Annotated in this window: 14 protein-coding genes, 1 tRNA gene and 3 rRNA genes; 4 read left to right on the top strand and 14 right to left on the bottom strand. The window is 55.1% G+C overall.

The window, feature by feature from the left end:
- Window positions 1-63 precede the first annotated feature (63 nt).
- The 8 genes from rrf to pepQ all read right to left on the bottom strand — a co-directional run bounded on the left by rrf (window position 64) and on the right by pepQ (window position 9,451).
- A 5S ribosomal RNA gene (rrf, locus tag C3F35_RS12960) occupies window positions 64-179 on the bottom strand.
- Window positions 180-272: 93 nt separating this feature from the next.
- A 23S ribosomal RNA gene (locus C3F35_RS12955) occupies window positions 273-3,179 on the bottom strand.
- Between the two features lie 217 nt (window positions 3,180-3,396).
- A tRNA-Glu gene (locus C3F35_RS12950) sits at window positions 3,397-3,471 on the bottom strand.
- A gap of 87 nt (window positions 3,472-3,558) precedes the next feature.
- A 16S ribosomal RNA gene (locus tag C3F35_RS12945) occupies window positions 3,559-5,098 on the bottom strand.
- Together the 16S, 23S and 5S rRNA genes with 1 tRNA gene alongside form the textbook arrangement of a ribosomal RNA operon.
- Window positions 5,099-5,458: 360 nt before the next feature.
- Entirely contained in the window at window positions 5,459-6,001 is a 543-nt protein-coding gene (hemG, locus tag C3F35_RS12940; RefSeq protein ID WP_032615067.1) for a menaquinone-dependent protoporphyrinogen IX dehydrogenase, read from the bottom strand.
- 12 nt (window positions 6,002-6,013) lie between these two features.
- A complete protein-coding gene (trkH, locus tag C3F35_RS12935) occupies window positions 6,014-7,465 on the bottom strand; it encodes a Trk system potassium transporter TrkH (protein ID WP_032615069.1) in 1,452 nt (483 codons plus the stop codon).
- Between the two features lie 40 nt (window positions 7,466-7,505).
- On the bottom strand, window positions 7,506-8,120 hold the full coding sequence (locus C3F35_RS12930) for an IMPACT family protein (RefSeq protein ID WP_103793468.1): 615 nt from the start codon (window positions 8,118-8,120) through the stop codon (window positions 7,506-7,508).
- A complete protein-coding gene (pepQ, locus tag C3F35_RS12925; RefSeq protein WP_103793467.1) occupies window positions 8,120-9,451 on the bottom strand; it encodes a Xaa-Pro dipeptidase in 1,332 nt (443 codons plus the stop codon). Before pepQ ends, C3F35_RS12930 begins: the two co-directional genes overlap by 1 nt.
- A 187-nt stretch (window positions 9,452-9,638) precedes the next feature.
- Between pepQ and fadB the strand changes: the two genes are divergently transcribed.
- The 3 genes from fadB (at window position 9,639) to C3F35_RS12905 (ending at window position 13,611) form a co-directional block, all read left to right on the top strand.
- Complete coding sequence (fadB, locus tag C3F35_RS12915; protein ID WP_103793466.1) at window positions 9,639-11,828, top strand: fatty acid oxidation complex subunit alpha FadB; 2,190 nt, start codon at window positions 9,639-9,641, stop codon at window positions 11,826-11,828.
- 9 nt (window positions 11,829-11,837) lie between these two features.
- Window positions 11,838-13,001, top strand: a complete 1,164-nt coding sequence (fadA, locus tag C3F35_RS12910) for an acetyl-CoA C-acyltransferase FadA (protein ID WP_032615079.1) — start codon at window positions 11,838-11,840, stop codon at window positions 12,999-13,001.
- 244 nt (window positions 13,002-13,245) lie between these two features.
- Window positions 13,246-13,611, top strand: coding sequence for a hypothetical protein (locus tag C3F35_RS12905; RefSeq protein ID WP_158658945.1), 366 nt, complete (start codon window positions 13,246-13,248; stop codon window positions 13,609-13,611).
- A gap of 16 nt (window positions 13,612-13,627) precedes the next feature.
- Here C3F35_RS12905 and fre read toward each other — a convergent pair whose 3' ends face one another.
- Both fre and ubiD read right to left on the bottom strand, forming a co-directional pair.
- Window positions 13,628-14,329 carry an NAD(P)H-flavin reductase gene (gene fre, locus C3F35_RS12900; RefSeq protein ID WP_032615081.1) on the bottom strand — a complete coding sequence of 234 codons (702 nt, stop codon included), beginning with the start codon at window positions 14,327-14,329 and terminating at the stop codon, window positions 13,628-13,630.
- Between the two features lie 42 nt (window positions 14,330-14,371).
- Window positions 14,372-15,856 carry a 4-hydroxy-3-polyprenylbenzoate decarboxylase gene (ubiD, locus tag C3F35_RS12895; RefSeq protein ID WP_072250904.1) on the bottom strand — a complete coding sequence of 495 codons (1,485 nt, stop codon included), beginning with the start codon at window positions 15,854-15,856 and terminating at the stop codon, window positions 14,372-14,374.
- A gap of 183 nt (window positions 15,857-16,039) precedes the next feature.
- Here ubiD and rfaH point away from each other — a divergent pair, with 183 nt between their 5' ends.
- The gene (rfaH, locus tag C3F35_RS12890) at window positions 16,040-16,531 is read left to right on the top strand and encodes a transcription/translation regulatory transformer protein RfaH (protein WP_032615086.1); all 492 of its coding nucleotides are present in this window, start codon (window positions 16,040-16,042) and stop codon (window positions 16,529-16,531) included.
- Here rfaH and tatD read toward each other — a convergent pair.
- The 4 genes from tatD to tatA are packed head-to-tail and all read right to left on the bottom strand — an operon-like array spanning window position 16,528 to window position 18,901.
- On the bottom strand, window positions 16,528-17,310 hold the full coding sequence (tatD, locus tag C3F35_RS12885) for a 3'-5' ssDNA/RNA exonuclease TatD (RefSeq protein WP_103793464.1): 783 nt from the start codon (window positions 17,308-17,310) through the stop codon (window positions 16,528-16,530). The two genes, rfaH and tatD, sit on opposite strands and share 4 nt — an antisense overlap.
- A gap of 41 nt (window positions 17,311-17,351) precedes the next feature.
- Window positions 17,352-18,113, bottom strand: coding sequence for a Sec-independent protein translocase subunit TatC (gene tatC / locus C3F35_RS12880; RefSeq protein WP_103793463.1), 762 nt, complete (start codon window positions 18,111-18,113; stop codon window positions 17,352-17,354).
- A gap of 2 nt (window positions 18,114-18,115) precedes the next feature.
- Window positions 18,116-18,643 carry a Sec-independent protein translocase protein TatB gene (gene tatB / locus C3F35_RS12875; RefSeq protein ID WP_077227580.1) on the bottom strand — a complete coding sequence of 176 codons (528 nt, stop codon included), beginning with the start codon at window positions 18,641-18,643 and terminating at the stop codon, window positions 18,116-18,118.
- 3 nt (window positions 18,644-18,646) lie between these two features.
- A complete protein-coding gene (gene tatA / locus C3F35_RS12870; RefSeq protein ID WP_032615095.1) occupies window positions 18,647-18,901 on the bottom strand; it encodes a Sec-independent protein translocase subunit TatA in 255 nt (84 codons plus the stop codon).
- Window positions 18,902-18,922 lie beyond the last annotated feature (21 nt).

Genomic DNA, 18,922 nt, shown 5'->3' with positions numbered 1-18,922 from the left:
CTGAGGGTTTCGTGCAGACGACAAAAAACCCCGTACCTTGCGGTACGGGGTTTCCGATTTGATGCCTGGCAGTTCCCTACTCTCGCATGGGGAGACCCCACACTACCATCGGCGCTACGGCGTTTCACTTCTGAGTTCGGCATGGGGTCAGGTGGGACCACCGCGCTACAGCCGCCAGGCAAATTCTGTTTCCGGGCCGCCTCGCGGGCCACCCGGTTAATCCGGTATCAGCTGAAAATTGTCTCAGTCACCGAAAACAGCTTCGGCGTTGTAAGGTTAAGCCTCACGGTTCATTAGTATCGGTTAGCTCAACGCATCGCTGCGCTTACACACCCGACCTATCAACGTCGTCGTCTTCAACGTTCCTTCAGGAGCCTTAAAGGCTCAGGGAGAACTCATCTCGGGGCAAGTTTCGTGCTTAGATGCTTTCAGCACTTATCTTTTCCGCATTTAGCTACCGGGCAGTGCCATTGGCATGACAACCCGAACACCAGTGATGCGTCCACTCCGGTCCTCTCGTACTAGGAGCAGCCCCCCTCAATTCTCCAGCGCCCACGGCAGATAGGGACCGAACTGTCTCACGACGTTCTAAACCCAGCTCGCGTACCACTTTAAACGGCGAACAGCCGTACCCTTGGGACCTACTTCAGCCCCAGGATGTGATGAGCCGACATCGAGGTGCCAAACACCGCCGTCGATATGAACTCTTGGGCGGTATCAGCCTGTTATCCCCGGAGTACCTTTTATCCGTTGAGCGATGGCCCTTCCATACAGAACCACCGGATCACTATGACCTGCTTTCGCACCTGCTCGAGCCGTCACTCTCGCAGTCAAGCTAGCTTATGCCATTGCACTAACCTCCTGATGTCCGACCAGGATTAGCTAACCTTCGTGCTCCTCCGTTACTCTTTAGGAGGAGACCGCCCCAGTCAAACTACCCACCAGACACTGTCCGCAACCCGGATTACGGGCCCACGTTAGAACACCAGCCATTAAAGGGTGGTATTTCAAGGATGGCTCCACGCAGACTGGCGTCCACGCTTCAAAGCCTCCCACCTATCCTACACATCAAGGACCAGTGTTCAGTGTCAAGCTATAGTAAAGGTTCACGGGGTCTTTCCGTCTTGCCGCGGGTACACTGCATCTTCACAGCGATTTCAATTTCACTGAGTCTCGGGTGGAGACAGCCTGGCCATCATTACGCCATTCGTGCAGGTCGGAACTTACCCGACAAGGAATTTCGCTACCTTAGGACCGTTATAGTTACGGCCGCCGTTTACCGGGGCTTCGATCAAGAGCTTCGCGTTGCCGCTAACCCCATCAATTAACCTTCCGGCACCGGGCAGGCGTCACACCGTATACGTCCACTTTCGTGTTTGCACAGTGCTGTGTTTTTAATAAACAGTTGCAGCCAGCTGGTATCTTCGACTGATTTCAGCTCCACCCGCAGGGGCTTCACCTACATATCAGCGTGCCTTCTCCCGAAGTTACGGCACCATTTTGCCTAGTTCCTTCACCCGAGTTCTCTCAAGCGCCTTGGTATTCTCTACCTGACCACCTGTGTCGGTTTGGGGTACGATTTGATGTTACCTGATGCTTAGAGGCTTTTCCTGGAAGCAGGGCATTTGTTACTTCAGCACCGTAGTGCCTCGTCATCACACCTCAGCGTTAATAAGGTACCGGATTTACCTGGAACCTCCGCCTACATGCTTAAACCGGGACAACCGTCGCCCGGCCAACATAGCCTTCTCCGTCCCCCCTTCGCAGTAACACCGAGTACAGGAATATTAACCTGTTTCCCATCGACTACGCCTTTCGGCCTCGCCTTAGGGGTCGACTCACCCTGCCCCGATTAACGTTGGACAGGAACCCTTGGTCTTCCGGCGAGCGGGCTTTTCACCCGCTTTATCGTTACTTATGTCAGCATTCGCACTTCTGATACCTCCAGCAACCCTCACAGGTCACCTTCGACGGCTTACAGAACGCTCCCCTACCCAACAACACCTAAGTGTCGCTGCCGCAGCTTCGGTGCATGGTTTAGCCCCGTTACATCTTCCGCGCAGGCCGACTCGACCAGTGAGCTATTACGCTTTCTTTAAATGATGGCTGCTTCTAAGCCAACATCCTGGCTGTCTGTGCCTTCCCACATCGTTTCCCACTTAACCATGACTTTGGGACCTTAGCTGGCGGTCTGGGTTGTTTCCCTCTTCACGACGGACGTTAGCACCCGCCGTGTGTCTCCCGTGATAACATTCTCCGGTATTCGCAGTTTGCATCGGGTTGGTAAGCCGGGATGGCCCCCTAGCCGAAACAGTGCTCTACCCCCGGAGATGAATTCACGAGGCGCTACCTAAATAGCTTTCGGGGAGAACCAGCTATCTCCCGGTTTGATTGGCCTTTCACCCCCAGCCACAGGTCATCCGCTAATTTTTCAACATTAGTCGGTTCGGTCCTCCAGTTAGTGTTACCCAACCTTCAACCTGCCCATGGCTAGATCACCGGGTTTCGGGTCTATACCCTGCAACTTAACGCCCAGTTAAGACTCGGTTTCCCTTCGGCTCCCCTATACGGTTAACCTTGCTACAGAATATAAGTCGCTGACCCATTATACAAAAGGTACGCAGTCACACCACGAAGGTGCTCCCACTGCTTGTACGTACACGGTTTCAGGTTCTATTTCACTCCCCTCGCCGGGGTTCTTTTCGCCTTTCCCTCACGGTACTGGTTCACTATCGGTCAGTCAGGAGTATTTAGCCTTGGAGGATGGTCCCCCCATATTCAGACAGGATACCACGTGTCCCGCCCTACTCTTCGAGTTCACAGCATATGCATCTTCGTGTACGGGAGTATCACCCTGTACCCTGCGACTTTCCAGACGCTTCCACTGACACACATGCTGATTCAGACTCTGGGCTGCTCCCCGTTCGCTCGCCGCTACTGGGGGAATCTCGGTTGATTTCTTTTCCTCAGTGTACTTAGATGTTTCAGTTCCCCTGGTTCGCTTCGTTAAGCTATGTATTCACTTAACGATAGTGTGACGAGTCACACTGGGTTTCCCCATTCGGAAATCGCCGGTTATAACGGTTCATATCACCTTACCGGCGCTTATCGCAGATTAGCACGTCCTTCATCGCCTCTGACTGCCTAGGCATCCACCGTGTACGCTTGGTCGCTTAACCTCACAACCCGAAGCTGTTTCACTTCTGATTGCGAAATCTGAGACCCGACCACACCTTCATCTGCTCTTATTACGGATAACAGACACAGTGCGTCGTTTCAATTTTCAGCTTGATCCAGATTTTTAAAGAGCAAATATCTCAAACATGACTCACTATTTTCATAGTTAATCAGCTTTGAGATACTGATTGGTTGTGCCTTTCACTCACACCCAGCAAGTGGCGTCCCCTAGGGGATTCGAACCCCTGTTGCCGCCGTGAAAGGGCGGAGTCCTAACCGCTAGACGAAGGGGACACGATGTGTCACGACTTCGCAGCCGTCTTGCTCGTTACTTTTCATCAGACAATCTGTGTGGACACTACAAAGGCAGGTTCTTTAAGGTAAGGAGGTGATCCAACCGCAGGTTCCCCTACGGTTACCTTGTTACGACTTCACCCCAGTCATGAATCACAAAGTGGTAAGCGCCCTCCCGAAGGTTAAGCTACCTACTTCTTTTGCAACCCACTCCCATGGTGTGACGGGCGGTGTGTACAAGGCCCGGGAACGTATTCACCGTAGCATTCTGATCTACGATTACTAGCGATTCCGACTTCATGGAGTCGAGTTGCAGACTCCAATCCGGACTACGACGCACTTTATGAGGTCCGCTTGCTCTCGCGAGGTCGCTTCTCTTTGTATGCGCCATTGTAGCACGTGTGTAGCCCTACTCGTAAGGGCCATGATGACTTGACGTCATCCCCACCTTCCTCCAGTTTATCACTGGCAGTCTCCTTTGAGTTCCCGGCCTAGCCGCTGGCAACAAAGGATAAGGGTTGCGCTCGTTGCGGGACTTAACCCAACATTTCACAACACGAGCTGACGACAGCCATGCAGCACCTGTCTCAGAGTTCCCGAAGGCACCAAAGCATCTCTGCTAAGTTCTCTGGATGTCAAGAGTAGGTAAGGTTCTTCGCGTTGCATCGAATTAAACCACATGCTCCACCGCTTGTGCGGGCCCCCGTCAATTCATTTGAGTTTTAACCTTGCGGCCGTACTCCCCAGGCGGTCGACTTAACGCGTTAGCTCCGGAAGCCACTCCTCAAGGGAACAACCTCCAAGTCGACATCGTTTACGGCGTGGACTACCAGGGTATCTAATCCTGTTTGCTCCCCACGCTTTCGCACCTGAGCGTCAGTCTTTGTCCAGGGGGCCGCCTTCGCCACCGGTATTCCTCCAGATCTCTACGCATTTCACCGCTACACCTGGAATTCTACCCCCCTCTACAAGACTCTAGCCTGCCAGTTTCGAATGCAGTTCCCAGGTTGAGCCCGGGGATTTCACATCCGACTTGACAGACCGCCTGCGTGCGCTTTACGCCCAGTAATTCCGATTAACGCTTGCACCCTCCGTATTACCGCGGCTGCTGGCACGGAGTTAGCCGGTGCTTCTTCTGCGGGTAACGTCAATTGCCGTGGTTATTAACCACAACACCTTCCTCCCCGCTGAAAGTACTTTACAACCCGAAGGCCTTCTTCATACACGCGGCATGGCTGCATCAGGCTTGCGCCCATTGTGCAATATTCCCCACTGCTGCCTCCCGTAGGAGTCTGGACCGTGTCTCAGTTCCAGTGTGGCTGGTCATCCTCTCAGACCAGCTAGGGATCGTCGCCTAGGTGAGCCATTACCCCACCTACTAGCTAATCCCATCTGGGCACATCTGATGGCAAGAGGCCCGAAGGTCCCCCTCTTTGGTCTTGCGACATTATGCGGTATTAGCTACCGTTTCCAGTAGTTATCCCCCTCCATCAGGCAGTTTCCCAGACATTACTCACCCGTCCGCCACTCGTCACCCGAGAGCAAGCTCTCTGTGCTACCGTTCGACTTGCATGTGTTAGGCCTGCCGCCAGCGTTCAATCTGAGCCATGATCAAACTCTTCAATTTAAGTTTGATGCTCGTGAATTAAACTTCGTAATGAATTACGTATGTTCACTCAGAGACTTGGTATTCATTTTTCGTCCGAGGACGTTAAGAATCCATGTCACTTTGAGTGCCCACACAGATTGTCTGATAAATTGTTAAAGAGCAGTGCAACGCGGCTTTCGCTCACCGTTGCGAGGTGGCGTATATTACGCTTTCCTCTTTCAGAGTCAAGCGATTATTTCACGCTTTTCTCTGCTGACCCGGCGGCTTGTTTGCCGTTGTTCCGTGTCAGTGGAGGCGCATTATAGGGAGTTCTTCGGCGGTGACAAGCATAAATCTCAAAAAGTTTTCCGTTCGCTCACTTTTCGCGCTTTACGTTTATTAAAGCCGCGAATTGCGGGTTAATTGCGCAATTTCACGGGCAAAACTGGCGACCTGGGACCAGTCGGTATAGACCACTTCTTTACGCGTATCGGTTTCGCCGCCGGTCATCTTCATAATAAGACGGATCATAAAGCGGTCGTACCAGCGATAATGTGGGTAACGCAGCGCACCGGCAAAGACGGCACAGGCCGCTGGCTTCCAGGGCGAGTTCAGCAAAAACTTACGGGTGTAGCTGTTGGTCTGCGGTGTGCGCTTTTCTGCTTTACGTGCCACCAGGTTTACGGAGTAGAACGCCCCCGGCAGGCTGTTCAGCGTAGCCACATGCTTTTTCACAAAGCGATCCACCGCCGGATGGAAATGACCGTAGCGAATCGAGGCCCCGATGACCACGCGGTCATACTCCTGCCACGCAATCTCATCGGTACGGTTCAGGTTGATGACATCGGAATAGATGCCCTGCTCTTTTAACTCAGAAGCCAGAAAAGCGGCAATCTCGCGCGTTTGTCCGTCACGGGTTGAAAATAGAATTAATGTTTTCATAAATGGCTCCCTTTATTCGCGCCAGAAAGTTGGCGTAAAGAGGACCAACAGCGTAAAGACCTCAAGACGCCCGAACAGCATGTTGGCAATCAGGATCCACTTCGCGGTCGGATTCATGCTGGCAAAGTTATCTGCGACTACGCCGAGGCCCGGTCCCAGGTTATTCAGTGTGGCCACAACAGAAGCGAACGCCGAGAAGTCATCCACACCCGTTGCGATAATCGCCAGCATGCTGACGATAAAGACCAGCGCGTAAGCGGAGAAGAAGCCCCACACCGCTTCAAGAATACGTTCTGGCAGCGCGCGGTTACCCAGCTTAATGCTATAGACCGCATTCGGGTGCACCAGACGTTTAAGTTCGCGGTTGCCCTGCTTAAACAGCAGCAGGATGCGGATCACTTTTAGCCCGCCCCCCGTCGAGCCGGCACAGCCGCCGATAAACGCTGAACAGAGTAGCAGGACCGGCAGGAAAAGCGGCCAGCGCGCAATGCTGTCGGTGGTGAAGCCTGCCGTCGTCGCCATCGACACCACCTGGAAGAAGGCCTGGTTCACCGTGGTAACCGCCGAGGCATAGACATCGTGCAGCCAAAGCACCAGGGTACAAATCACCACCAGCGTCAGCTGTACGCCGATAAACATGCGGAATTCGGGATCGCGCCAGTAGACCTTCAGGTTACGACCGCTAAGTAAAGAGAAGTGCAGACCATAGTTACAGCCGGAGATCAGCAGGAAGACCGCAATGATGGTGTTGATCGTTGGGCTGTCAAAATAGCCGATACTGGCATCATGGGTGGAGAAGCCACCAATCGCGATGGTGGCAAAGCTATGGCCAATAGCATCAAAGGCTGGCATTCCGGCAAACCACAGCGCCAGCGCACAGGCAACGGTCAGCAGCACATAGATGAGCCATAAGGTTTTGGCCGTCTCGGCGATACGCGGGCGCATCTTATTATCTTTCAGCGGCCCCGGCATCTCTGCCCGGTACAGCTGCATCCCCCCGACGCCCAGAATTGGCAGGATCGCCACGGCTAATACGATGATCCCCATCCCGCCGAACCATTGCAGCATCTGGCGATAAAAGAGGATGGCGTGGGGGAGCGAGTCCAGCCCCACCAGCGTGGTAGCACCGGTGGTGGTCAACCCGGAGAAGGATTCAAAGAACGCATCGGTGATGGTCAGGTTGGGCTGTTCAGAAAAGATAAAGGGCAATGCCCCCACGCTGCCCAGCACGGTCCAGAACAGCACCACGATCAGGAAGCCTTCGCGGGATTTCAGCTCCCCTTTCTCACGACGGTTCGGCCACCATAATAAGGAGCCAATCATCAGCGCGACGAAAAAGGTCTGTGTAAAGGCCCGGCCCGCACCATCCCGATAAATAAGCGCCACCAGTCCGGGGAGGATCATCGTCCCGGAGAAAAGTATGACCAGCAATCCAACGATTCGGGTTATGGCACGAAAATGCATCTCTGCCGCTTCCTTTGGTATTCAAAAAGTAAGGTGGGGATTATTCTTCAATCGGCCGTAATTGCAACGAACCACGACTAAAATCAGCCAGTTTTGCTGAGAATGCCGGAAGCGACGCCTGAGGTAGCGCCACACGCAATTGCACCGTCGCCTGGTAATCACTGTGCACAATCAGACCCTGATACAGCTTCAGCAACGACTCGATGCCGGATAACTGGGCGTAATCGCACAATAAAGTATATTCGGTAAGTGGCGTTTTGCGGATCGTTGACAGGTGATTAAGCGCCTGCTGAACACCGCCGCCATAGGCCTTAACCAGCCCGCCCGTTCCCAATAATACGCCGCCGTAGTAACGCACCACGACGGCGGTGATTTCACCCACGCCATTGCCCATTAACTGAGAGAGCATCGGTTTACCCGCCGTGCCCGCCGGTTCACCATCATCCGAGAACCCCAGCTTCTGCGAATCATCAGGCGGCCCGGCGACCCACGCCACGCAGTGGTGACGTGCATCAGGATGCTCTGCCCGTACTGACTCAACAAAGGCTTTTGCCGCTTCCACGCCGTCGGTATGTGCCAACAGCGTGATGAAACGGCTTTTTTTGATCTCTTCCGCAAAGGTGACCGGCGCTGCCGGTATGAGCCAGCTGTCCATTACGCCAGCTTCAGGTCTCGCGTCATGTTTTCAGTACCGTTTTCGTGGATCACCACGTTATCTTCGATACGGATGCCGCCAAACGGCTTCAGCGCCTCAATCTTCTGCCAGTTGAAGTGCTTGCTGAACTGCCCTTCGCGCCACGGCGCCAGCAGAGACTCAATGAAGTAAATACCCGGCTCGATGGTCAGCACCATACGCGGTTGCAGGAGACGGGTGCAGCGCAGGTAAGGATATTTGGACGGCGCGGCCAGATGCGTACCGGTGTCATCCTGCATAAAGCCCGCAGTATCGTGAACCTGCAGACCCAGAGGATGGCCAATACCGTGCGGCATAAACGGCCCGGTCAGGTCGTTTTCCACCATTGCCTCTTCGCTCATATCGCTGACGATCTGATGCTTACGCAGCAGCTTCGCGATGCGCTGATGGAACTGGATGTGGTAATCCACGTAGCTCACACCGGCCTTCATGGTGGCGATCAGGGCCAGTTGCTCTTCATTCACATCTTTGATCAGCTGGGCGAACTCGGTATCGCTGTTCGCGGCCCAGGTGCGGGTCAGGTCGGCGGCGTAGCCGTTGTACTCCGCGCCAGCATCCAGCAGGAAACTGCGCATTTCGGACGGCGCCCGGTGATCGAGTTTGGTGTAGTGCAACACTGCCGCGTGCTCATTCAGCGCCACAATGTTGCTGTACGGCACGTCGGTATCACGATGGCCGGTGGCCGTCAGGTAGGCCAGGTTAATGTCGAACTCACTCATCCCGGACAGGAAGGCTTCGTGCGCCGCACGATGGCCATTGACCGCGGTTTTTTGCGCTTCGCGCATACACGCCAGCTCATAATCGGTCTTGTAGGAACGGTAGTAGTGCAGATAGTCGATAACGCCTTTCGGGTTAATGTTATCCGCTGTGATGTCCAGACCGCGCGCACGTTCTGGCACTGGGCCAATATAGGCCATATTGCCGCGGGTAGCAGGTAACTGGCTACCAATGCCATCTGCTTTCGGCAGGGCAATCACCTCAACTTCTTCGGTCCAGAAAGAGGTCGGCAACGGTTCCACGTTGTGCCAGTAATCCACCGGCAGGTAAAACCACAGTTTTGGCTTGTTCACGCCATCCACCAGCAACCAGCAATTGGGAACCTGGGTTACCGGCACCCAGGCTTTAAATTGCGGGTTCACCTTGAAGGGATAAGCGTGATCGTCGAGAAAGACATTAAACAGCTCGCCGGAGTGGATGAGTAAGGCATCCAGCTTAAAGCGAGCCAGTACGTCGCGGGTACGTTCCTGTAACGTAACAATGTGATTTTTATACAGCGCGGCCAGTGAGTCCATCGTTCTTCCTTTTGTTTTGACCTCAAGTATCCGCATCTTAGCACACCTCAGAAAGGCTGCGTGATCTCCGCCGAGCGTGATCAGACCTACAATTATTTAATGAGTAATTTGCATTTCATTAACACAAAACCCACACTCCGATTCATCTGGTATGACCAGATCCAATTGCTGGATTCAGGAGACCGACATGCTCTACAAAGGCGACACCCTGTACGTAGACTGGCTGGAAGGTGGCATTGCCGAACTGGTGTTCGACGCCCCCGGCTCAGTGAATAAACTGGACACCGCAACCGTGGCCAGTCTTGGCCATGCGCTGGACGTTCTGGAAAAAGAGGCCGACTTAAAAGGTCTGTTGCTGCGTTCTGAGAAAGCGGCATTTATCGTCGGCGCAGACATCACCGAATTCCTCTCGCTGTTCCTGGTGCCACAAGAGCAACTGAGCCAGTGGCTGCATTTTGCCAACAGCGTCTTTAACCGTCTGGAAGATCTTCCGGTCCCGACTATCTCTGCGGTCAACGGCTATGCACTGGGCGGCGGCTGCGAATGCGTGCTGGCGACCGATTACCGTCTGGCCACCCCGGATCTGCGTATCGGCCTGCCTGAAACCAAACTGGGCATTATGCCGGGCTTTGGCGGCTCGGTCCGTTTGCCGCGCCTGCTGGGTGCCGACAGCGCCCTGGAGATTATTGCTGCCGGTAAAGATGTCGGTGCCGATCAGGCGTTAAAACTCGGTCTGGTGGATGGCGTCGTTAAGCCTGAAAAACTGCATGAAGGTGCGCTCGCCATTCTGCGCCAGGCGATCAACGGCGACCTCGACTGGAAAGCAAAACGCCAGCCGAAACTGGAGCCGCTGCACTTAAGTAAAATTGAAGCCACCATGAGTTTCACGATTGCCAAAGGCATGGTGATGCAAACCGCGGGTAAACACTACCCTGCGCCGATTACCGCAGTGAAAACCATCGAATCTGCGGCACGCCTGGGCCGTGACGACGCACTGAAATTAGAAAACCAAAGTTTCGTCCCCCTGGCACATACCAACGAAGCCCGCGCGCTGGTCGGTATTTTCCTCAACGATCAGTTCGTGAAGGGCAAAGCGAAGCAGCTCACCAAAAATGTCGAGACGCCAAAACAGGCGGCGGTACTGGGCGCAGGCATTATGGGCGGCGGCATCGCTTACCAGTCGGCCTGGAAAGGCGTGCCGGTGGTCATGAAAGATATCAACGAGAAGTCGCTGACCCTGGGCATGACTGAAGCGGCCAAGCTGCTGAACAAACAGCTCGAACGCGGCAAGATCGACGGTCTGAAGCTCTCCGGGGTGATCTCTACTATCCACCCGACGCTGGAATACAGCGGTTTCGATCGTGTGGATGTGGTGGTCGAAGCGGTAGTCGAAAACCCGAAGGTGAAAAAAGCCGTACTGGCAGAGACAGAAGACAAGGTGCGCCCGGATACCGTGCTGGCGTCCAACACTTCCACCATTCCAATCAGCGAACTGGCCAGTGTCCTGAAGCGCCCGGAAAACTTCTGCGGAATGCACTTCTTTAACCCGGTGCATCGCATGCCGCTGGTTGAAGTCATTCGCGGCGAGAAAACGTCTGACGAAACCCTCGCCAAAGTGGTGGCCTGGGCCAGCAAGATGGGCAAAACCCCGATTGTGGTGAACGACTGCCCGGGCTTCTTTGTCAACCGCGTGCTGTTCCCGTACTTTGCCGGGTTTAGCCAGCTGCTGCGCGACGGGGCTGATTTCCGCAAGATCGACAAAGTGATGGAAAAACAGTTTGGCTGGCCAATGGGTCCGGCCTATCTGCTGGACGTGGTCGGTATTGATACTGCGCATCACGCGCAGGCGGTGATGGCGGCCGGCTTCCCGGAGCGGATGCAGAAAGATTACCGCGATGCGATCGACGCTCTGTTCGAATCGAACCGCTACGGTCAGAAAAACGGCCTCGGCTTCTGGCGTTATAAAGAAGACAGCAAAGGCAAACCGAAGAAAGAAGAAGACGCAGCAGTGGACAGCCTGCTGGCTGAAGTCAGCCAGGCGAAGCGCGATTTCAGCGACGAAGAGATTATCGCCCGCATGATGATCCCAATGGTCAACGAAGTGGTGCGCTGTCTCGAAGAGGGCATTATCGCCAGCCCTGCGGAAGCCGATATGGCGCTGGTGTACGGCCTGGGCTTCCCTCCGTTCCACGGCGGCGCGTTCCGCTGGCTGGATACGCTGGGCAGCGCCCGCTATCTGGATATGACGCAGCAGTATGAACATCTCGGCGCGCTGTATCACGCCCCGGAAGGTCTGCGTACCAAAGCGCATCATAACGAAGCGTACTATCCCCCGGTGGAGCCTGCCCGTCCGGTTGGCGCACTGAAAACGGCTTAAGGAGTCACAATGGAACAGGTTGTCATTGTCGATGCAATTCGCACCCCGATGGGCCGTTCGAAGGGCGGCGCATTTCGTAACGTGCGCGCGGAAGATCTCTCCGCACATTTAATGCGTAGCCTGCTGGCGCGCAACCCGGCGCTGGAAGCTACCGCGCTGGACGACATCTACTGGGGCTGCGTTCAGCAGACCCTGGAGCAGGGTTTTAACATCGCCCGTAACGCGGCGTTGCTGGCGGAAATTCCCCATTCCGTACCGGCAGTCACCGTTAACCGCCTGTGCGGTTCATCGATGCAGGCCCTGCATGACGCAGCACGCATGATCATGACCGGCGATGCCCAGGTCTGCATGATTGGCGGCGTGGAGCACATGGGCCACGTGCCGATGAGCCACGGCGTCGATTTCCACCCCGGCATGAGCCGCACCGTGGCGAAAGCCGCGGGCATGATGGGGCTAACGGCAGAGATGCTTTCCCGCCTGCACGGCATCAGCCGCGAAATGCAGGACAGCTTTGCCGCCCGCTCACACGCCCGCGCCTGGGCTGCAACGCAGTCCGGTGCCTTCAAAAATGAAATTCTGCCGACCGGCGGTCACGACGCCGACGGTGTACTGAAGCAGTTCTACTTCGACGAAGTGATCCGCCCGGAGACGACAGTTGAAGCCCTTTCGACGCTGAGACCGGCCTTTGATCCGGTGACCGGCACCGTGACGGCGGGTAGCTCTTCCGCCCTGTCCGATGGTGCTGCGGCGATGCTGGTGATGAGCGAAAGCCGTGCCCGCGAGCTGGGCCTGACGCCGCGCGCGCGCATCCGCTCAATGGCGGTGGTGGGTTGCGATCCGTCAATCATGGGTTACGGCCCGGTGCCCGCCTCAAAGCTGGCGCTGAAAAAAGCCGGGCTGTCCACCAGCGATATCGACGTCTTCGAGATGAACGAAGCCTTTGCCGCGCAGATCCTGCCGTGCATTAAGGATCTGGGGCTGATGGATCAGATCGACGAGAAGATTAACCTCAACGGCGGCGCCATTGCGCTGGGCCACCCGCTGGGCTGTTCCGGGGCGCGGATCAGCACCACGCTGATTAACCTGATGGAACGTAAAGACGCTCAGTTTGGTCTGGCGACCATGTGTATCGGCCTGGGTCAGGGGATCGCGACGGTATTTGAGAGGGTGTAAATCAGGAAAGGTATCTCACAGCCAATGGCGCCAGAACAAGGCGGCAAGCGAACAAATCACGATGAGCTTACAGAAGTAAGTGATTCGGGTGAGCGAGCGCAGCCAACGCACTTATGGCGTCATTGGCGAAGAGAAAAAGGTTTAGTTGCCGTTTTCCCGCCTGTCAGGAGCGGGTTTTTTTTATTCTTATTGATGTATTCTGGAGCCGCGCATTCAATGACGAATGCCTTACCATTTAAGGAAGATGATGATGAAAAAAAGCGTACCTGCGCTCGGCCTGGCCCTGCTTTTCTGCGTATCACACGCGTTATCCCACGCCTCTGCCCAACAGCCTGTCGCTGACGATCGTCTGACGGCGAATCAATGCCTGAGCGAAATCCGGGCCCTGTACAAAGCGAACCCGGAAGTGTCGGTATTACTGGAAGATGTGCATGTGAAGGACGATACCGTTACGCTTGACCGCTACGATGAAGATATCGGCAGTCAGCACATTGCCTCAGAGCTAAAAGCCACCGTCCAGCGCCGCGATCGGGTTGTCGGGCAGATCCTGTGCCTGCTCGACGGGGATAAAATTCTCTACAAAACCTTCTTTAACACCGAAGAGCAATAAGCCGTGCGGCGGCGCGTCAGATAAACGCAAACGCGTCGCCAAACAGACGATCTTCACGCGCCCCACGTTCATTGCAGAACAGGTCCCGGGCAATTTTTGCCATTTCGAAACGACCGGCAATATAGATGTCATGATTCACCAGCGTACCGTGATCCTGCAGTACCGCCGTTAACACAGTGCCGCTGCGACCACGCCAGCCCTCTTCCGGCTGCTCAACCACCGGCTCAACACGAAGGTTCGGATGAGTAACGCTCAGCGCTTCCAGCTCAGAGAGATCGTAAAGGTGCTTCGCCTCACGGCCACCCCAGTAAATGGTGATGTCCCGGTCCGGGTTACGCGCCAGCGCCGTCAGCAGAATGGAACGCACGTAGGAAAAACCGGTGCCGCCTGCAATCAGGATTAACGGACGATCTTCGTCATCGCGTAGCCAGGCTTCGCCATGAGGAATATCAATCTCAATCACGTTCTCTTTCAGAATGCGATCCATTACCGCCATCGCATACAGATTCAGCTCTGACGCCCCAATGTGCAGCTCGATAAACTCTTGCTCGTCCGGCGTTGAGGCCATTGAGAAAGGACGCTTATCCCGCTCATCCATCACCACCATTAAATACTGGCCAGCGCGGAAGGAGAACGCCGATTCAGGTACTAAACGGACGCGATATACGGTGTCGGTGATAGCGTCTACCGAAGTCACTTTACAGCTTAAGGTTGTCATTCGCTCTCTCTGTCGGCAAGTCTATAGGGCATAACGGCGCCGTCAGGCGTCTTTACCGTTATTCATTATGGCCAGTTCATCCCAGATCGCGTCAACTCTCGCAGTCACCTCAGGATCCTTTTTGATCGGACGACCCCATTCACGTTGGGTTTCGCCGGGCCATTTATTGGTGGCATCCAGTCCCATTTTTGAGCCAAGCCCGGAAACCGGCGAGGCAAAATCCAGATAATCAATGGGCGTGTTTTCAACTAACACGGTATCGCGTGCCGGATCCATACGGGTGGTAATGGCCCAGATCACGTCATTCCAGTCGCGGGCGTTAACGTCATCATCGCAAACGATCACAAACTTGGTATACATAAACTGACGCAAGAAAGACCATACGCCCATCATCACCCGTTTAGCGTGACCGGCATACTGCTTCTTAATGGTTACCACCGCCAGGCGATAGGAGCACCCTTCCGGCGGCAGATAGAAATCAACAATTTCCGGGAACTGCTTTTGCAGGATCGGCACAAAAACTTCGTTCAGCGCCACGCCCAGTACCGCGGGTTCATCCGGTGGACGCCCCGTATAGGTGGAGTGGTAAATGGCATCTTCACGCTGGGTAATGTGCGTCACGGTAAACACCGGGAAGCTGTCAATTTCGTTGTAATAACCGGTGTGGTCGCCATACGGCCCTTCCGGCGCCATTTCACCCGCTTCGATGTAGCCTTCGAGCACGATTTCCGCGCTGGCGGGCACTTCCAGATCGTTAGATACGCACTTCACCACTTCGGTTTTGGTGCCGCGTAGCAGCCCGGCAAAGGCGTATTCCGACAGGGTGTCTGGCACTGGCGTAACAGCACCGAGAATGGTGGCCGGGTCGGCGCCCAGCGCCACGGCGACCGGGAAGCGTTCGCCCGGATGGGCCGCGCACCACTCCTGGAAATCAAGCGCGCCGCCGCGATGCGACAGCCAGCGCATAATCAATTTATTCTTACCAATCAACTGCTGACGGTAGATGCCGAGGTTCTGCCGCTCTTTATGCGGACCGCGCGTCACGGTCAGGCCCCAGGTAATGAGCGGGGCGGCATCTTCGGGCCAGCACTGCATGATTGGGATACGCGTCAGATCGACCGCATCGCCTTCCACAATCTTCTGCTGGCAGGGCGCGCCGCGCAGGCGTTTGGTCGGCATGTTCAGGACTTGCTTAAACTGCGGCAGCTTATCAAAGAGATCGCGAAATCCTTTTGGCGGCTCAGGCTCTTTTAAAAAGGCCAGCAGCTTGCCCACTTCACGCAACGCGCTGACATCCTCCTGCCCCATCCCCATCGCCACACGTTTTGGTGTGCCAAACAGGTTGCAGAGCACCGGCATGGTATAGCCTTTCGGGTTTTCAAACAGAAGCGCTGGCCCACCCGCGCGGAGCGTGCGGTCGGCAATTTCTGTCATTTCCAGGTAAGGATCGACAGGAAGGGTGATGCGTTTCAGTTCGCCCTGCTTTTCCAGCAGTTCCAGGAAGTCGCGTAGATCGTTGTATTTCATGCAGTTAGTCAAGCTCTCTCTGTAAGCATTTTATTATACGGCGTAAGACTGCCTGATGCTGTAGTTTTGTTAAATAAGCGTGAAGATTCAAGGCTTCTTCTGCGTACGGCCATTATAATCACCTTAGCGATCCCGCCAGGGTTTTGATATGCTTGCCGGTATAGCAAGTGGAAAAGAGTCATTATGCAGGCCTGGTATTTACTGTATTGCAAGCGTGGGCAACTTCAGCGTGCTCAGGAACATCTGGAACGCCAGGCAGTGAACTGTCTGACGCCTGTGATCACGCTGGAAAAAATTGTCCGTGGTAAACGCACCACCGTCAGTGAACCGCTGTTCCCGAACTACCTGTTTGTTGAATTCGACCCCGAAGTGATCCACACCACCACCATCAGTGCGACGCGCGGTGTCAGCCACTTTGTGCGCTTTGGCGCGCACCCGGCGACGGTGCCCGCTTCTGTGATCCACCAGCTCTCGGTCTACAAACAACCTGAAGACATTACCGATCCCGATACTCCCTTCTCCGGCGACGATGTAGTGATCACCGAAGGGGCGTTTGAAGGGCTGGTAGCGATTTTCGCTGAGCCGGACGGTGAAGCCCGCTCCATGCTGCTGCTGAACTTACTGAATAAAGAAGTGAAGCAGAGCATCAAAAATACCAGCTTCCGCAAAGTTTAAAATTCGACGCCAAACAGACGACGTACGTTGTCATCCGTCTGCGTAGCCAGCCACTGCGCCTCTTCGTCACGCCAGTGGGCGACCCGTTCAATGATATGTCCCAGATAAGCCGGTTCATTGCGTCGTGAGGCCGGTTTTGGACGGAGATCGCGTGGCAGCAGGTACGGCGCGTCGGTCTCCACTAACAGGCGATCGGCAGGTATCACCGGCAGTAACTCGCGCAGTTCCAGTCCCCGTCGTTCATCGCACACCCAGCCAGTGATCCCCAGATACAAACCGCGCTCCAGACAGGCTATCGCCTCCTCCCGCGTGCCGGTAAAACAGTGCAGCACTGCCCCAGGCAGTTTATCCAGCCAGGGTTCCAGCAACGCCAGAAAACGCTCGTGGGCATCACGGCAGTGCATAAACACCGGCATGTTCAGCTCCGCGGCTAACGCCAACTGGGCGCTAAAGGCATGTTCCTGCTCGGCAGGGGTAGAAAAGTTGCGGTTAAAGTCGAGACCACATTCCCCGATAGCCACCACCTCAGGACATGCGGCTAAGGCCCGGAGTGCGTCGGCACTTTCCGCCGTCCACTGGCTGCTGTCGTGCGGATGGACGCCCGCCGTTGACCAGCAGCGGTCGTAGCGCTGCGCCAGCTGCTGCGCCTGCTCGCTTTCGTGCAGGTTGGTACCCGTCAGCAGCAATCCGTTTACCCCGGCGGCGACAGCCCTGGCCACCACCTCGTCACGATCCTGGGCAAACTGCGGGCTGGTCAGGTTCAGACCGATATCAAACATACAGGCTCCCATATGACAACCGCCCTGGCGGGCGGTTGATGTTACTCTTTTGTCTCTTCGGACTCTTCGTCGTGATCTTCACGTCGCTTGCCGGTATAGAAGCGCGAGAAGAAGATGCCAACTTCAAACAGGCAATACATCGGGATCGCCAGCAGAGTTTGCGAGAAGACATCCGGCGGTGTTAATAGCATGCCTACGACAAACGCGCCCACCAGAATATAGGGCCGTTTTTTCCGTAAGTCGTCCGGAGTAGTGATCCCCATCCAGCAGAGCAACACAATGGCAACCGGCACCTCAAAGGCCACGCCGAAGGCCATAAACAGCGCCATCACGAAGCTCAGATAACTGGCAATATCAGTCGAGACCTGGACTCCTACCGGCGCGGTATTTGCCAGGAAGCCAAACGCCAGCGGAAAGACCACGAAATAGGCAAAGGCCATGCCGATATAAAACAGCAGCGAACTGGAGACCAGCAGCGGGATCACCAGACGGCGTTCATGCTTATACAGCGCAGGGGCAATAAAGGCCCAGACCTGGTAGAGGATCACTGGCGCAGAAGCAATCAGCGACACCCAGAAAGTGAGCTTGATCGGCGTGAAGAAGGGCGAAGCCACGTCGGTGGCGATCATGGTTGCCCCGAGCGGCATCTGCTTGATCAGGGGTGCAGAGACCAGCTGATAGATGTCGTTGGCAAAATAGACCAGGCATAAAAAAATGAGGCAAACCGCAATAATGCAGTTCAGCAGGCGTTTACGCAGCTCGATCAGGTGCGTAATCAGCGGTTGAGTTTCATCTACTGCCATGTTTACGATTTATCACTCGACGAGGGGGACGCGTCAGCAACGGGTGCAGGCTTTTTCTCTGCGGGCGCTGGCGTCGGTTCTTGTTTGGGGATCACCGGCTCGGCTGGCGACTGTTCGGGCGCAGCAGCCTGGTGCTCAGCAGTGGCAGGCGTCACGCCTTCATGTTGCGCTTCGTTATCTTTGACCAGCGGGTTGCGAATGGTATTGGCTTCGTCGCTCGCTTTTTCCGGATCGTTGACACTGTAGGAGCGCTTCATGGATTCCGCCGCTTCGCGCAGTTCGTCCATCGAGGCTTTCAGTTCCGGCGACAGGTTATCCATGCTCGCCTTTTCAACTTTTTTCAGGCTGTCCTGAAACTCCTGCAGCTTAAGCTCCTGGGCCAGCTCATTTTGCACCGTTGTCGCCAACGATCGTAGCGCACGTACCCAGCCTGCAACCGTTTTTACTGCCACAGGCAGACGTTGTGGCCCCAGAACAATGAGGCCAATCACGAAGACCAGCAGCAGTTCACTAAAACCTATATCGAACACGAATTACACCTGCTCGTTATCGTGGCGTTTAGCATTTTCCTTTTTAGCATCGTCTTGTTTATCAGCGATAGATTTAGCAGTGAAATCCGCATCCTGGCTGGATTTATCCTGCTTCTCGTCATCATCTTTGATCGCTTTCTTGAAGCCTTTGATGGATGCACCGAGATCGGAACCGATAGAACCAAGTTTTTTGGTACCGAACAGCAGCACGACGATGACGGCAATGATCAACAATTGCCAAATACTGATACCACCCATACATCTTCCCCAGTTGTAGAC

Origin of the sequence: Leclercia sp. LSNIH3, from assembly GCF_002935105.1 — a bacterium.
Classification (GTDB): Bacteria; Pseudomonadota; Gammaproteobacteria; order Enterobacterales; family Enterobacteriaceae; genus Enterobacter; species Enterobacter adecarboxylatus.
The sequence above is the reverse complement of the archived record's forward strand: the minus strand, read 5'-3'. Positions and strand labels throughout refer to the sequence as shown.

Bases quoted from the DNA above. Each gene is read 5' to 3' on its own strand.
- hemG (WP_032615067.1), bottom strand. From the start codon at position 6,001: ATGAAAACATTAATTCTATTTTCAACCCGTGACGGACAAACGCGCGAG.
- trkH (WP_032615069.1), bottom strand. From the start codon at position 7,465: ATGCATTTTCGTGCCATAACCCGAATCGTTGGATTGCTGGTCATACTT.
- C3F35_RS12930 (WP_103793468.1), bottom strand. From the start codon at position 8,120: ATGGACAGCTGGCTCATACCGGCAGCGCCGGTCACCTTTGCGGAAGAG.
- pepQ (WP_103793467.1), bottom strand. From the start codon at position 9,451: ATGGACTCACTGGCCGCGCTGTATAAAAATCACATTGTTACGTTACAG.
- fadB (WP_103793466.1), top strand. From the start codon at position 9,639: ATGCTCTACAAAGGCGACACCCTGTACGTAGACTGGCTGGAAGGTGGC.
- fadA (WP_032615079.1), top strand. From the start codon at position 11,838: ATGGAACAGGTTGTCATTGTCGATGCAATTCGCACCCCGATGGGCCGT.
- C3F35_RS12905 (WP_158658945.1), top strand. From the start codon at position 13,246: ATGATGATGAAAAAAAGCGTACCTGCGCTCGGCCTGGCCCTGCTTTTC.
- fre (WP_032615081.1), bottom strand. From the start codon at position 14,329: ATGACAACCTTAAGCTGTAAAGTGACTTCGGTAGACGCTATCACCGAC.
- ubiD (WP_072250904.1), bottom strand. From the start codon at position 15,856: ATGAAATACAACGATCTACGCGACTTCCTGGAACTGCTGGAAAAGCAG.
- rfaH (WP_032615086.1), top strand. From the start codon at position 16,040: ATGCAGGCCTGGTATTTACTGTATTGCAAGCGTGGGCAACTTCAGCGT.
- tatD (WP_103793464.1), bottom strand. From the start codon at position 17,310: ATGTTTGATATCGGTCTGAACCTGACCAGCCCGCAGTTTGCCCAGGAT.
- tatC (WP_103793463.1), bottom strand. From the start codon at position 18,113: ATGGCAGTAGATGAAACTCAACCGCTGATTACGCACCTGATCGAGCTG.
- tatA (WP_032615095.1), bottom strand. From the start codon at position 18,901: ATGGGTGGTATCAGTATTTGGCAATTGTTGATCATTGCCGTCATCGTC.